A 12,671-nucleotide genomic window follows, 5' to 3' on the forward strand; every position below is an offset into this window, starting at 1 on the left:
GAGACACCCATGGGCCGAGCCAGAATCGAACACACACCCGACGGCTATTACCTGAACCGCACGCCGCTCTTCGCCTTCACGCTGCTGTGCTGCCTGTTCGCGCTGTGGGGCACCGCCGCGAACCTGAACGACGTGCTGATCGCGCAGTTCAAGAAGTCGTTCTTCCTGTCCGATTTCGAATCGGCGTTCGTGCAGTCCGCGTTCTATCTCGGCTACTTCTTCCTCGCGATTCCCGCCGCGACCGTCGTGAAGAAGTTCAGCTACAAGACGACGATCCTGGTCGGCCTGCTGCTCTACACGACCGGCTGCCTGCTGTTCTTCCCCGCCGCGTCGATGGCGAAGTACGGGATGTTCCTCGTTGCGCTGTTCGTGATCGCGGCGGGCCTGTCGTTCCTCGAAACCGCGTCGAACTCGTATTCGACGCTGATGGGCCCGCGCGAAACCAGCACGCGGCGGCTGAACATCTCGCAGACGTTCTATCCGTTCGGCGCGATGGCCGGTGTCTACATGGGCAGCTTCCTGATCTTCAAGGAAGGCGATGCGTCGCACGCGCAGCTTGCCGCGATGTCGGCGGCCGACGCCCACGTGCACCAGCTCGCGATGATCCAGGCCACGCTCGAGCCGTACAAGTGGCTGATCGTCGTGCTCGTCGCCGTGTTCATCGTGTTCGCGCTCACGCCCTACCCGGCCTGCAAGGGCAACGGCCCCGGCGCGGCCACGCACCGGATCGATGCGCGCGGCACGCTCGCGCGCCTGTTCGGCAACCGGCGCTTCGTCGCGGGCGTCGTCGCGCAGTTCCTGTATGTGGGCGCGCAGGTGGGCGTGTGGAGCTTCACGATCCGGCTCGCGATGCAGATCGGCGGCCTCACCGAGCGCGGCGCGTCGCACTACCTGCTCGCGACGTTCTTCGCGTTCTTCGTCGGCAAGCTGGTCGCCACGCTCGTGATGAAGCGCGTCGGCCCGGCCAAGGTGCTGATCGTCTACGGCATTCTGTGCATCGCGCTGCTCGCGTACACGATCAGCGTGCACAACATCACGGCCGTCTATGCGGCCGTGGGCGTGAGCGTGTTCCTCGGCCCGTGCTGGCCGACCATCTACGGCCTCACGATCGACGGGCTCGGCAAGGACACCGAATACGGCGGCTCGATCCTCGTGATGAGCATCGTCGGCGGCGCGGTCGTGCCGCTGATCCAGGGGCTGATCTCCGACCACACCGGCGGCAACATGCAGCTCGCGTTCGTCGTGCCGCTCGCCTGCTTCGTCGTGATCGTCTACTACGGCTTCTACTGCCTGCGCCACCTGCCCGCCGCGACGCCCGACGCAACCGCCGACGGCCACGCATCCGCGCGCTACGCCGCCACGCGCAACACGTCGGGAGCATGAGCATGCGAGGCGAAATCGAACTGCGGCGCGACGACTTCCGCGACACGCCGCGCACGCTGTACCGCACCGACGGCCTGACCGTCACCGCGTTCGCGTATCCGTCCGGCGTCGAGGCGCTGAAGCTCGAGAACCGGCGCGGCCATCTCGTCGTGCTGCCGTATCTCGGCCATATGATCTGGGCCGCCGCGTTCGACGGCCGCGACCTGACGATGAAGCACATGTTCCGGCAACCGAAACGCGCGGCTTCGATCATCGATACCTACGGCTGCTTCATGTTCCACAGCGGGCTGCTGCGCAACGGCTGCCCGGGGCCGGACGACACGCACGCGCTGCACGGCGAGATGCCGTGCGCGCCGATGGACCGCGCGAGCCTGGTCATCGGCGCGGATGCGGGCGGTGCGTTCGTCGAAGTGACCGGCGAGTACGAATACGTGCAGGGTTTCGGCAGCCACTACATGGCGCGTCCGTCGGTGCGGCTTGCGGAGCACGACGCGCAGATGACGATCTCGATGGACGTGACGAATCTCGGCGGCACGCCGATGGACCTGATGTACATGGCGCACCTGAACTACGCGTACGTGCCCGGCGGCCGTTTCGTGCAGTCGCTGCCGCACAACGGGCTGCGGCTGCGCGACAGCGTGCCCGCGCACGTGAAGCCGACCGCCGCGTGGCGCGACTACACGGCCACGCTCGCGCGCGACCCGCAACGGCTTCACACGCTCGATGCGCCCGCGCTGTACGACCCGGAGATCGTGTTCTTCATGAACGATGCGGAAACGGATGCCGGCGGCGTCGCGCATTTCCGGCTCGAGCATCCGGACGGCGGCGCATTCCACACCGCGTACCGCCCCGAGCAATTCCCGCACGCGACGCGGTGGATCCTGCACAACGCGGACCAGCAGGTCGCCGCCTTCGCGCTGCCGTCGACCTGCGAGCCGGAGGGTTATCAGGCCGAGCGCCGCAAGGGCCATGTCGCGACCCTCGCGCCGGGCGCGGCGCGCCGCTTCGAAGTCGTCACGGGCTACCTGAGCGCGGCGGAAGCCCGCCATGCCTGAGGCGATGCAAAGCGCGATGCCCGCCCGCGCGGCGTCAGGTCACGAGCGCGATCCCGTGTTCGCGGATCGCCGTTTCGTAGCGGCTGCTCAGTTGCCCGTCCGAGATCACGTAGTTGAAGTCGGTCAGCTCGGCGAAATAAGCCGCGCGCACTTCGTCGAACTTCGTGTGGTCGACGAGCAGGAAGCGGTTCTGCGCGCGTTCCATCACCTTCTTCTTCGCGTCGACTTCGTGGAAGTTGAAGCAGGTCACGCCGCAGCGGTCGCTCACGCCGGCCGCCGAGATGAACGCCTTCGACACGCGCACCGTATCGAGGATGCCCGTCTCGGCCACCGACTCGAACACCATGTTCTTGCGATGGTACGCACCACCGCACAGGATCACGCTGCAATGCGGCTTCTGCTGCAGCTTCGCGAACACGTTCAGCGAATTGCAGACGGCGGTGAATTCGAGGTCGTCCGGAATGAAGTCGACGACGAACGGCGTGGTCGAGCCGCAGTCGACGAAAATCGTGTCGCCGGTCGTCACGAACTGCGCGGCCAGCTTGCCGATGCGGCGCTTCTCCTCGGTCTGCCGGTTGTTCTCGGCGCTGACCACGTACTCGCCGATGTCGCTGCGCTGCGCGGCGAAGTGGCGGGTCACGTAGCCGCCGATCAGGCTGAGGCCGTGCGGGTTGTCCGCGAGATCGCGGCGGATCGTCATTTCCGATACGCCGAACAGCTCGGCGACTTCCTTCAGATGAATCGCGTTCTGCCCTTGCAGCACGTTCATCAGCGTCTTGATTCGTTCGCCCTTCTTCGTTTCCATGCCAGTATCCTGCGTGCGCGCCGCGTCCGTCGCTTGTCGTGCCGGGCGCGCGGGCCCGGCCGGAATGTCGTATTTGTAACAAACCGATGTGAAAACATCAACTTTCCGTGTGCCCTTCCGGCACACGATCCGTGGAGTCCTGAAACATGCCGCTTTCCAACGCCCAACTCGCTCAAACCATCGATCACACGCTGCTCGCGCCCGACGCGAGCGACGCGCAGATCCGCGACCTCTGCCGCCAGGCGGCCGAGCATCGCTTTTACTCGGTCTGCGTGAATTCGGCGAACGTGCCGCTCGCCGCGCGCGAGCTGGCCGATACCGGCGTGCTCGTCTGCGCCGTGGTGGGCTTTCCGCTCGGCGCGGGGCTGTCGGCCGCCAAGGCATTCGAAGCCACCGCCGCGATCGCGGCGGGCGCCGGCGAGATCGACATGGTGATCAACATCGGCGCGCTGAAGAGCGGCCGCGCCGACGACGTGAAGGCCGACATCGAAGCCGTGCACCGCGCCTGCGGTGCGGTGCCGCTCAAGGTGATCCTCGAAACGGGGCTGCTGACCGACGACGAGAAGGTGCGCGTGTGCGAAATGTGCCGCGATCTCGGCGTCGCGTTCGTGAAGACGTCGACAGGGTTCGGCCACGGCGGCGCGACACTCGCGGATGTCGCGCTGATGCGCCGCACGGTCGGCCCCGTGCTCGGCGTGAAAGCATCGGGCGGCGTGCGCGACCGCGCGGCCGCGCTGGCGATGATCGAGGCCGGCGCGACGCGGCTCGGCACGAGCTCGGGGGTGGCGATCGTCACCGACCAGGGCGGCGGCGAATCGGCGTATTGACGACGCGGGGCGCTGACGGCTGCGGTGGTGCGCTTCGCGCCGCCGCCGCGGCCACCACGCGCGTTGTCGATCATTTTCAGCGGCATGGCAGTCGGCATGGTCGTCGCGTCGTCGATCCGGTTCCACGCACGTACTGCGCTGCTTCAGATCGATGGAGCATCCATGGCCCGTATCGCGTTAGTCTGCCACCCTGAGACCAGCGATAAAATAACTTAGTTAACCGAATCATCGGCAAGAACCAACGCTCACCTATCACTCAATTAGAGAGATTCAATTGGCATCGCGCATGTCGACGAGACTACAGTTCGGCGGGGTCTTCCCCCGAATTTCATCCAAGGAACCTCATCGATATGTCAAACACCGCGAATCGCTTCTTGCAGAGCATGATTGCCGCGGCCTGCGTCGCATTGGCCTCTTCCAACCACGCTGCCGAACTGACGCGCGACAACGGCTCGCCCGTCGGCGACAACCAGAATTCGCAGACAGCCGGGCCGAACGGGCCGGTGCTCCTGCAAGACTCGCATCTCATCGAAAAACTCCAGCGCTTCGATCGCGAACGCATCCCCGAGCGTGTCGTGCATGCCCGCGGCACCGGCGCGTTCGGTGAATTCGTGCCGAGCGCCGACATCAGCGACCTGACGACGGCCAAGGTCTTCACGCCCGGCACGAAAACGCCCGTATTCGTCCGCTTCTCGACCGTGATGGGTTATCGCGGCTCGCCCGAGCAGGCGCGCGATCCGCGCGGTTTCGCCGTGAAGTTCTATACGGAACAGGGCAACTGGGATCTGGTCGGGATCAACCTGCCGATCTTCTTCATCCGCGACGCGATCAAGTTCCCGGACTTCGTCCATGCGAACAAGCCGAGCGCGGTCACCGGCGTGCAGGATGCGAACCTCGCGTTCGATTTCTTCGCGCACGCGCCCGAAGCAACCAGCATGCTGACCCGGCTGTACTCGATCGAGGGCATGCCCGATTCGTACCGGAACATGGACGGCTACGGCGTGCACGCATTCAAGTTCGTCAACGCCGACGGCAAGTACACGTACGTGAAGTTCCACTGGAAGAGCGCGCAAGGGATGCACGGGCTGCGCCCGAAGGACATTCCCGGTTCGATCGGTGCCGACTGGAACCTGATGACGAACGACCTGTACGGCGCACTGAAGGCGGGCAACGCGCCGAAGTGGGATCTCTACATCCAGGTGCTGAAGCCGTCCGAGCTCGACGCGTTCGACTTCAACCCGCTCGACGACACCAAGGTATGGACCGGCGTACCGGAGCGCAAGATCGGCACGCTGACGCTGAACCGTGTGCCGGACAACTACTTCGAGTCGACCGAGGAATCCGCCTTTGCCCCGTCTCGGATGGTGCCGGGCATCGAGCCGTCGGAAGACCGGATGCTGCAGGGCCGGATGTTCTCGTACGCCGATACGCAGATGTACCGCCTCGGCGCGAACTTCAACCAGTTGCCGATCAATCGTCCGCGCGTGCCCGTCACGAACAACAACCAGGACGGCGCGATGAACTTCGGCGACCGCAAGGGCGAAGTGAACTACGAGCCGTCGGCGCTGAACGAACTCGCGCAGAACCCGCGGTACAAGTCGGTCCAGACGCCGCTTGCCGGCACGACGCAACAAGCCGCGATCCGCAAGACGCTGAACTTCCGGCAGGCGGGCGAGTACTACCGCACGCTGCCCGCGCAGGAGCGGCAGGATCTGGTGACCGCGTTGTCGGGTGACCTGAACCACGTGACGAACGACGCGAACAAGTACGCGATGCTGTCGTACTTCTACAAGGCCGATGCGGACTACGGGACGCGCCTGGCGCGTGCCACGCACGCCGACCTGACCCGCGTGAAATCGCTCGCCGACAAACTCGTCGAGAACTGATCGGGCAATCCCGCGAAGGCTGCCGGTGCGGCCTTCGCGTCCCGACCCATCGATCCGATTGCGCCGCGCGGCCATGCGCGGCGCGCATTGCTGATGAAGAATCGACTCCGAACCGCCCTCTCCCGCGCGCTCGCGATCGCCGGAGCCGTCGTGCTCGCGGCCTGCGCACCAACCGCACCGCCCGCGGCCGTGCCGCACCCCGATGCGCACACCGACCTGCGCCGCTACGACGACGCATGGTTCGCCGCCGCGCGCCTCGGTCGCATCGACATCCTGCAGGCACTCGTCGACGCGCGCTATCCGATCGACGCGACGACACGCGAAGGTTATACGGCGGTCATCCTGGCCGCCTATCGCGACCAGCCTGCAACGCTCGACTATCTGCTGCGCAACGGCGCGGACCCGTGTCTCGGCGATCGTCACGGCAACACGGCCCTGATGGGCGCGCTGTTCAAGGGCGAGACCGCGATCGCGAAGCGGCTGGCCGATACGCACTGCCCGATCGACCAGACCAATCACGCCGGCGAAACGGCGCTGTCGTTCGCCGCGCTGTTCGGCCGCCTCGACATGCTGCCGGTGCTCGTCGCACACGGCGCGAACCCCGATCACGTCGATGCGCTCGGGCGCACCGCACTGCAGAACGCGATCCTGCAAGGCAACGACGCCGCGGTGGCCGCACTGGAAAAGGTTGGCGCGACACCGAATGCCGATGTGACGTTGCGCTCGAGACCGTGACTGCTCGACCTTGAACCTGCCTTCAACGGCATGATTTCCGATCGGCAAAGCAGGCACCGACCGTTTCGACGAAGGCGCCTCTTCCGCCCGCTCCGCGACATCGGCACAATGCCGGTCATGCGCCAAGACAACGCCTTCGTCTACCCGTCCGCCGGCCCCGTCGGCCGCCTCGCCAACCGGCTCGTCGCGAGCCGCCCGCTATTGCGCGCACGTCGCGCGCTGCTGTCGCGGCTGCCGTTCCTGCAACTCGCGAGCGAAGTCGAGAACGTCGTGTACTGCACGTGGCTCGTCGATGTCGCCGCCGTCGCGCACCTGGTGCCGCGCGGCGTCACGCTCGCGAGCCGCGACGGCCGCACGCCGTTCACGATCCTCACCTACGCGCACCGCCATTTCGGCCCGCGTATCGCGGGCCCGCTGCGACGCGTGTTCCCGTCGCCGCTGCAAAGCAACTGGCGGCTTTACGTCGATGCGCTGCCGGGCGGCGTGCCGGCCGATCGCACGGTGCTGTTCGTGAAGAACGTGTTCGATCATCCGCTCTATGCGCTCGGCAGCCGGCTCTTCAGCGACGCGCTGCCGTCGCATCTCGCCGCGCGTTTCACCCATGCCGTGCAGGACGGACGTTATCGAACGCTGCTGTCAGGCGGGACCGGAAGCGCGCCCGATTTCCACTGCTCGGCGGCCGTGTCGAACGACGACACGCTACCCGCCGCGTTCGCGCCGTTCTTCGAAAGCTGGCGCGACGCCGTCGCCTACCTGTCGCTGCAGCACGCGGCCGTCGCGCATGTCGCGGACTGCGACGGCCTCGCCCATGCGTCGATCGACCTGCCGATCGACATCGATGCGGTCCGGCCGCTGAAACCGGTCGAACCGGTCGGCGGCGGCGCCTTCCTCGCACGGATCGGCGCGACCGGCGAACCGCTGTGCTTCGTCGTGCCGGATGTGGCGTTCCGCGTGTTGTCGGAGCGGGTGCTGTAACGCCCCGCTCAACCCGCGCGCCGCGCGTGCGCGGGTTCGTCCGCGTCGCGTTCGTCCGCCAGCCGCCCGAGGTAATCCCGCACGAACTGCCCGGCAATCCGCCCCGACCGCGCACCGCGTTCCAGCGCCCACTGCAGCGCCGGTTCGCGCGCCGCGCGGATCTGCTCCGCATCGAACCCGGCTTCCACGAGCCGGCTTTCGACGACGGCCAGGTACGCATCCTGCGTGAACCCGTAGAACGTCACCCAGATCCCGAAGCGCTCGGACAACGATATCCGCTCCTCGACCGCATCGCCCGGATGCAGCTCGCCGTTCTCCGCGCGCGACACGTTCGCGTTGTCGCTCGCCTGCTCGGGCATCAGGTGGCGGCGATTCGACGTCGCGTACACGAGCACGTTCGACAGGTCGCTCGCGACCGAGCCGTCGAGCACCGTCTTCAGTTCCTTGTACCCGGTCTCGCCGGCCTCGAACGACAGGTCGTCGCAGAACACGATGTACCGCTCGGGCCGCGCACGCACCAGCTCGACGATCGCCGGCAGATCGCTCAGCCGTTCCTTGCCGACCTCGATCAGCCGCAGCCCGTGCGGCGCGAACGCGTGCAGGCACGCTTTCACGATCGACGACTTCCCGGTGCCGCGCGCGCCGGTCAACAGCACGTGATTGGCCGCGAACCCGCGCACGAACTGCCGCGTGTTCCGTTCGACGATCGCCACCTGGCGCTCGACGTTGCGCAGCGCATCGAACGTTGTCAGCGCGGGCGCCGCGACCGGTTCGAGCGGCGCCGTGCGCGGCCCGCCGTCGAAACCGCGCCAGCGGAACGCGACGGCCGCGTCGAAATCGACGGCCGCCGGGCGGCCGGTGCCCGCAAGTGCCTCGAGCGCGGTCGCGATCCGTTCGAGCTGGTGCGCGAGCGCCGGACCGTCGACGGATGCGCGCGCGTCCGGCAGCGCGGCCATCAGGTTCTGCATGTCGCGGTCGCCGCTCATTGCCGTACTCCCTGCGACGCACTCGCGTGGAACGGGAACCGCTGCGCGATCGCCACGCCGACGAGCGCGACGCCGCCGCCGATCAGGTGATACAGCCGCAGCGATTCGCCGAGCAGCACGATCGCGCCGCCGGCCGTCATCACCGGCAGCAGGTTCATGAACATCGCGCAGCGGCTCGGGCCGAGCAGCCGCACGCCCTGCATCCACAGGTACGGCAGCACGACCGACGCCAGCACGCCGGCATACAGGATCAGCGGCACGCTCGCGCGGGTCGGCCACGCCGCCTGCGCGGGCAGGCGCAGCAGCATCGGCACCATGAAGACGAGCGCGGCGAGCGCCTGCACGTAGGTCGACTGCCACGCCGGCAGCGCGCCGATGCGCCAGCGCTTGAGCAGCACGCCGTACAGCGCATACGCGGCCGATGCGGCCAGCATCAGCAGGTCGCCCGCATGCACGCCGCGCGCGGCGATCGTCGTCGGGTGCCCCTCGGCGATCAGGTAGACGACGCCCGCGAGCGACAGCACCCCGCCGCCGATCATGCCGGCCCCCGGCGGATCGCCGAGCAGCAGCGAGCTGAGCGCCATCGTCATCAGCGGCACGAGCGCCGTGATGATCGCCATGTTGGTCGCGCTCGTCGTTTTCGCGGCCTCGTAGGACAGGCTCTGGAACAGCGCCATCGCGAGAAAACCGAGCACCGCGAGCTTCGGCAGGTGCGCGACGAGCGCCGCGCGGTTGCGCCACGCGGGGCGCAGCGTGAACACGCTCATCAGCGCGACGGCGAGCAGCAGCCGGTAGAACGTGATCGCCGACGGGTCGATCGTCGATGCCGACAGCTTCGACACGACCACGTTGCCGGCCCACAGCGCGATCGCGCAGAAGGGAAACAGAAAAGGAGGCTTGTTCATCGCGTTTGACGGATTAATATCGTGGCAGGGTGCGGGCGTGAATCGGAACGCCATCGTGCCCGCCCGCCCAACTGCCTGTCTCACGCCAAAATGTCAGGACCTGTCGCCAATCGGACACTCGAGCCCACCCCGCCGCTTGCGCACCTGCGCTACGAATCGACGCCGATGCCCGTGTCGGCGATGGCGGCGGCGTACCCGCACGGCACGTCGATACCGACGCACTGCCATCGCCGCGCGCAACTGCTCTATGCGATCGAGGGCGTGATGCACGTGCAGTCCGAAGGCGCGTCGTGGGTCGTGCCGCCCACGCGCGGCGTGTGGCTCGAAGCCGGCCTCGACCACACGGTGCAGATGAGCGGCGACGTGCAGATGCGCACCGTGTTCGTCGAACCGGGCACGGTCGAGCACCTGCCCGCGCGCAGTTGCGTGGTGGAAGTGCATCCGCTGCTGCGCGAGCTGATCCTCGCCGCGGTCGACGTGCCGCTCGACTACGCGCCGGGCTCGCGCCACGATCACCTGATGCACCTGCTGCTCGCCGAGGTGACGGTCGCGCCGCTGCTGCCGCTGTACCTGCCGTGGCCGCACGACGCACGGCTGCGGACGATCTGCGACTCGCTCGTCGCCGCGCCCGACGATCCACGCACGATCGCCGAATGGGCCGACCGGCTCGGCCTGTCGGTCCGTACGCTGCATCGCGCGTTCCGGCGCGAGACGGGGCTCAGCTTCCGCCGCTGGCGGGAGCAGGCGCGGCTGCTGCTCGCGCTCAAGCGCCTCGCGCACGGCGAGAAGGTGCTGACCGTCGCGATGGATCACGGCTACAGCAGCCAGAGCGCGTTCTCGGCGATGTTCAAGCGCCATTTCGGCGTGTCGCCGTCGGCGTTTTACGCGTAGCGCGTGGCCGTGCGCGACGGGGGCGCTACCGCGCCGCGATCCCCGCGATGAAGAACACGCACGCGGCGGCCGACGCGACCGTGCGCACGTGATTCCACCTCGTCCAGTCGTGCACGTAGCGCGTCCACAGCGCGGCGCCGTGCGCGGTCGACGGATCGGCCGCGGCGAGCGCATCGTTGAGCGGCACGTTGACGGCCATCGTCACCGCGAACATGCCGAATACGTACAGCACGCCGCCCGCGAGCGCGGCCATCGCCCCCGGCTGGCCGCGATCGAGCAGCGCGATCACGACCAGTGCCAGCGCCATCAGCGTCGTGACGAGGAACAGCGGCATGAACGGCGAACGCACGATGTCGACGTTGATCGCGTTCATCGCGGCCACGCCGGCTTGCGGCGCGATCCGTCCGAGCGACGTCATCACGAACGCCGAAAACGCGAAGTACACGCCGGCCATCAGCCCGCAGCCGATGGCCGAGCCCCACAGCAGGACGGGCGTCACGAACGCGATCATGATCGTGCGCTCCACACGCCGGTCGCGGCCGTCGCGCGCGCATAGTCGGCGAAGTCGCGTGCCGGCCGCCCGAGCGTCGCTTCGATGCCGTGCGTCACCGCGCTGTTGCGCCCGTCGAGCACCACGCCGAACAGATCGTCGAGCAGCGCGACGACCGGCTCCGGTACGCCGGCCTCGCGCAATCCGGCCACGAATGCATCGGCCGGAATCTCGCGATAGACGACCGGCCGGCCGGCGGCCCGCGCGATTTCGCCGACCGCTTCGGCGAACGTCAGCGCGCGCGGGCCCGTGACCTCGATTACGCGGTTCGCGACGCGCGCCTCGGTGAGTGCGGCCACCGCGACGTCCGCGATGTCGTCCGCATCGACAAACGGCTCGCGCACCGCGCCGGCCGGCAGCGCGACTTCGCCGGCCAGCACGCCGTCGATCAGGTAGCCCTCGGAGAAGTTCTGGTTGAACCAGCTCGCGCGCACCACGCCCCAGCCCACGCCCGACGCCTGCAGCGCGGCCTCCGCGGCCTGCGCGCGCGGCTCGCCGCGCCCGGACAGCAGCACGACGCGCTCGACGCCGCTTTCCCGCGCCAGCCGCGCGAACGCGGCGATCGCGTCCACCGCGCCCGCGACCGCCAGATCGGGCTGGTAGGTCACGTACGCGGCCGACACGCCCGCGAGCGCGGCGGGCCACGTCTCGGGCGCCGTCCAGTCGAAGCGGACGGCCGACGTGCGCGACACGGGCCGGGTCGCGATGCCGCGCGCGCGCAGCCGTGCATCGACGCGGGCGCCCGTCTTGCCCGAACCGCCGACGATGAGGATGGGAAGTGCCGACATGACCGTCTCCTTTGACTAAATACGAGAACTTCTCGTATTTTGAAAACACGATAGACTCTCGCATTAGCAACGTCAAGGTTTTCCGGAGGCGGCATGGGCCGACAAAAATCGGGGCAAAACGACCAGCCCGACGCGGCGGCAGCGGATGCGCCGGCGCGCGCGCGGCTGGTACCGACGCAGCAGCGCAGCCGCGAGCGGTTCGAGCGCATTCTCGCGAGCGCGTCGGAGGTGATGATCGAGAAAGGCTGCGACGCGTTCCGGATGAGCGACATCGTCGAACGCACAGGCATCTCGTTCGGTTCGCTGTACCAGTACTTCCCGGACAAGGCGGCCGTGATCGGCACGCTCGCGGAGCGCTACAACGAAGCCGGGCACGACTGCGTGCGGCGCGATCTCGCCGCGATGAAGTCGCTCGACGACCTGCACGCCACGCTCGCCCGCATCACGGACAGCTATTACCGGATGTTCGTCGACGAGCCGCTGATGCGCGACATCTGGCGGGCCACGCAGGCCGACCGCGCACTGCAGGCGCTCGACCGGGCGGACGGCGAGTTTCTGGCGGGGCTGTTGGCGGATGCGCTGCGGGAACTCGCACCGGCGGTGCCCGACGTGCAGTTGGCCGCGTTCTCGGAATTGACGATGGTGTTGATCGCCGCGGCGGTGCGACATGCGATCGAGTTGCCGCCGAAAGCGGCGCGCAGGATTCTCGCGATGTTCAAGCAAACATTGCCGGAAAATCTTTCCGTGCTCGACAGCTAGGGCGTGCACGAATTTGATAACCGGGTAATTCCCATTCCCCGCTCGTTATTGAATATTCGACAATATAATTACAAGAATCCCCAAGGGCGCAGCGCGAGACCGCGGCGCCCGCATTCCTGATTCCCC

13 protein-coding genes are annotated in these 12,671 nt (G+C 67.6%); 8 read left to right on the top strand and 5 right to left on the bottom strand.

All coding sequences use genetic code 11. The annotated features are described in order from the left end of the window. Nucleotides 1-9: 9 nt before the first annotated feature. Complete coding sequence (gene fucP, locus AB3K92_RS04520) at nt 10-1,383, top strand: L-fucose:H+ symporter permease (protein WP_059862737.1); 1,374 nt, start codon at nt 10-12, stop codon at nt 1,381-1,383. A gap of 2 nt (nt 1,384-1,385) precedes the next feature. Next, the gene (locus tag AB3K92_RS04525; protein WP_369464527.1) at nt 1,386-2,438 is read left to right on the top strand and encodes an aldose 1-epimerase family protein; all 1,053 of its coding nucleotides are present in this window, start codon (nt 1,386-1,388) and stop codon (nt 2,436-2,438) included. A gap of 34 nt (nt 2,439-2,472) precedes the next feature. On the opposite strand, the gene deoR is transcribed toward AB3K92_RS04525, so the two are convergent. Next, the gene (deoR, locus tag AB3K92_RS04530; protein WP_021157862.1) at nt 2,473-3,243 is read right to left on the bottom strand and encodes a DNA-binding transcriptional repressor DeoR; all 771 of its coding nucleotides are present in this window, start codon (nt 3,241-3,243) and stop codon (nt 2,473-2,475) included. A 146-nt stretch (nt 3,244-3,389) separates the two neighbouring features. Here deoR and deoC point away from each other — a divergent pair, with 146 nt between their 5' ends. The 4 genes from deoC (at nt 3,390) to AB3K92_RS04550 (ending at nt 7,666) form a co-directional block, all read left to right on the top strand. Next, nucleotides 3,390-4,070 (top strand): deoxyribose-phosphate aldolase, encoded by a 681-nt coding sequence (gene deoC, locus AB3K92_RS04535; RefSeq protein WP_059585868.1) that lies wholly within the window; start codon nt 3,390-3,392, stop codon nt 4,068-4,070. A 350-nt stretch (nt 4,071-4,420) separates the two neighbouring features. After that, nucleotides 4,421-5,956 (top strand): catalase, encoded by a 1,536-nt coding sequence (locus AB3K92_RS04540; protein WP_369464528.1) that lies wholly within the window; start codon nt 4,421-4,423, stop codon nt 5,954-5,956. A gap of 93 nt (nt 5,957-6,049) precedes the next feature. Beyond that, the gene (locus AB3K92_RS04545) at nt 6,050-6,691 is read left to right on the top strand and encodes an ankyrin repeat domain-containing protein (RefSeq protein ID WP_059494050.1); all 642 of its coding nucleotides are present in this window, start codon (nt 6,050-6,052) and stop codon (nt 6,689-6,691) included. A gap of 108 nt (nt 6,692-6,799) precedes the next feature. Beyond that, the gene (locus tag AB3K92_RS04550; protein ID WP_060375867.1) at nt 6,800-7,666 is read left to right on the top strand and encodes a DUF2071 domain-containing protein; all 867 of its coding nucleotides are present in this window, start codon (nt 6,800-6,802) and stop codon (nt 7,664-7,666) included. Between the two features lie 8 nt (nt 7,667-7,674). On the opposite strand, the gene AB3K92_RS04555 is transcribed toward AB3K92_RS04550, so the two are convergent. After that, nucleotides 7,675-8,622, bottom strand: coding sequence for an ATP-binding protein (locus AB3K92_RS04555; protein ID WP_060148284.1), 948 nt, complete (start codon nt 8,620-8,622; stop codon nt 7,675-7,677). A 26-nt stretch (nt 8,623-8,648) separates the two neighbouring features. After that, entirely contained in the window at nt 8,649-9,557 is a 909-nt protein-coding gene (locus AB3K92_RS04560; protein WP_027792389.1) for a DMT family transporter, read from the bottom strand. Nucleotides 9,558-9,647: 90 nt separating this feature from the next. On the opposite strand from AB3K92_RS04560, the gene AB3K92_RS04565 reads away from it, so the two are divergent. Continuing rightward, entirely contained in the window at nt 9,648-10,448 is an 801-nt protein-coding gene (locus AB3K92_RS04565; RefSeq protein WP_042973765.1) for a helix-turn-helix transcriptional regulator, read from the top strand. 25 nt (nt 10,449-10,473) lie between these two features. Here AB3K92_RS04565 and AB3K92_RS04570 read toward each other — a convergent pair whose 3' ends face one another. Together AB3K92_RS04570 and AB3K92_RS04575 are read right to left on the bottom strand one after the other, a co-directional pair. After that, entirely contained in the window at nt 10,474-10,959 is a 486-nt protein-coding gene (locus AB3K92_RS04570; RefSeq protein WP_059856117.1) for a DUF1772 domain-containing protein, read from the bottom strand. Further along, a complete protein-coding gene (locus AB3K92_RS04575) occupies nt 10,956-11,786 on the bottom strand; it encodes an NmrA family transcriptional regulator (protein WP_113047641.1) in 831 nt (276 codons plus the stop codon). The genes AB3K92_RS04570 and AB3K92_RS04575 overlap by 4 nt, the downstream gene beginning before the upstream one ends. 93 nt (nt 11,787-11,879) lie before the next feature. Between AB3K92_RS04575 and AB3K92_RS04580 the strand changes: the two genes are divergently transcribed. Next, nucleotides 11,880-12,545: a TetR/AcrR family transcriptional regulator gene (locus AB3K92_RS04580; RefSeq protein WP_059555889.1), complete on the top strand. Its 666-nt coding sequence runs from the start codon at nt 11,880-11,882 to the stop codon at nt 12,543-12,545. Nucleotides 12,546-12,671 lie beyond the last annotated feature (126 nt).

The sequence above is a fragment of the Burkholderia sp. Bmkn7 genome (genome assembly GCF_041103175.1).
Lineage (GTDB): Bacteria > Pseudomonadota > Gammaproteobacteria > Burkholderiales > Burkholderiaceae > Burkholderia > Burkholderia cepacia.

Coding starts and splice junctions, on each gene's coding strand:
- AB3K92_RS04555 (WP_060148284.1), bottom strand. CDS start 8,622: ATGGCCGCGCTGCCGGACGCGCGCGCATCCGTCGACGGTCCGGCGCTC.
- AB3K92_RS04560 (WP_027792389.1), bottom strand. CDS start 9,557: ATGAACAAGCCTCCTTTTCTGTTTCCCTTCTGCGCGATCGCGCTGTGG.
- AB3K92_RS04550 (WP_060375867.1), top strand. CDS start 6,800: ATGCCGGTCATGCGCCAAGACAACGCCTTCGTCTACCCGTCCGCCGGC.
- fucP (WP_059862737.1), top strand. CDS start 10: ATGGGCCGAGCCAGAATCGAACACACACCCGACGGCTATTACCTGAAC.
- AB3K92_RS04580 (WP_059555889.1), top strand. CDS start 11,880: ATGGGCCGACAAAAATCGGGGCAAAACGACCAGCCCGACGCGGCGGCA.
- AB3K92_RS04570 (WP_059856117.1), bottom strand. CDS start 10,959: ATGATCGCGTTCGTGACGCCCGTCCTGCTGTGGGGCTCGGCCATCGGC.
- AB3K92_RS04540 (WP_369464528.1), top strand. CDS start 4,421: ATGTCAAACACCGCGAATCGCTTCTTGCAGAGCATGATTGCCGCGGCC.
- AB3K92_RS04565 (WP_042973765.1), top strand. CDS start 9,648: ATGTCAGGACCTGTCGCCAATCGGACACTCGAGCCCACCCCGCCGCTT.
- AB3K92_RS04575 (WP_113047641.1), bottom strand. CDS start 11,786: ATGTCGGCACTTCCCATCCTCATCGTCGGCGGTTCGGGCAAGACGGGC.
- AB3K92_RS04545 (WP_059494050.1), top strand. CDS start 6,050: ATGAAGAATCGACTCCGAACCGCCCTCTCCCGCGCGCTCGCGATCGCC.
- AB3K92_RS04525 (WP_369464527.1), top strand. CDS start 1,386: ATGCGAGGCGAAATCGAACTGCGGCGCGACGACTTCCGCGACACGCCG.
- deoC (WP_059585868.1), top strand. CDS start 3,390: ATGCCGCTTTCCAACGCCCAACTCGCTCAAACCATCGATCACACGCTG.
- deoR (WP_021157862.1), bottom strand. CDS start 3,243: ATGGAAACGAAGAAGGGCGAACGAATCAAGACGCTGATGAACGTGCTG.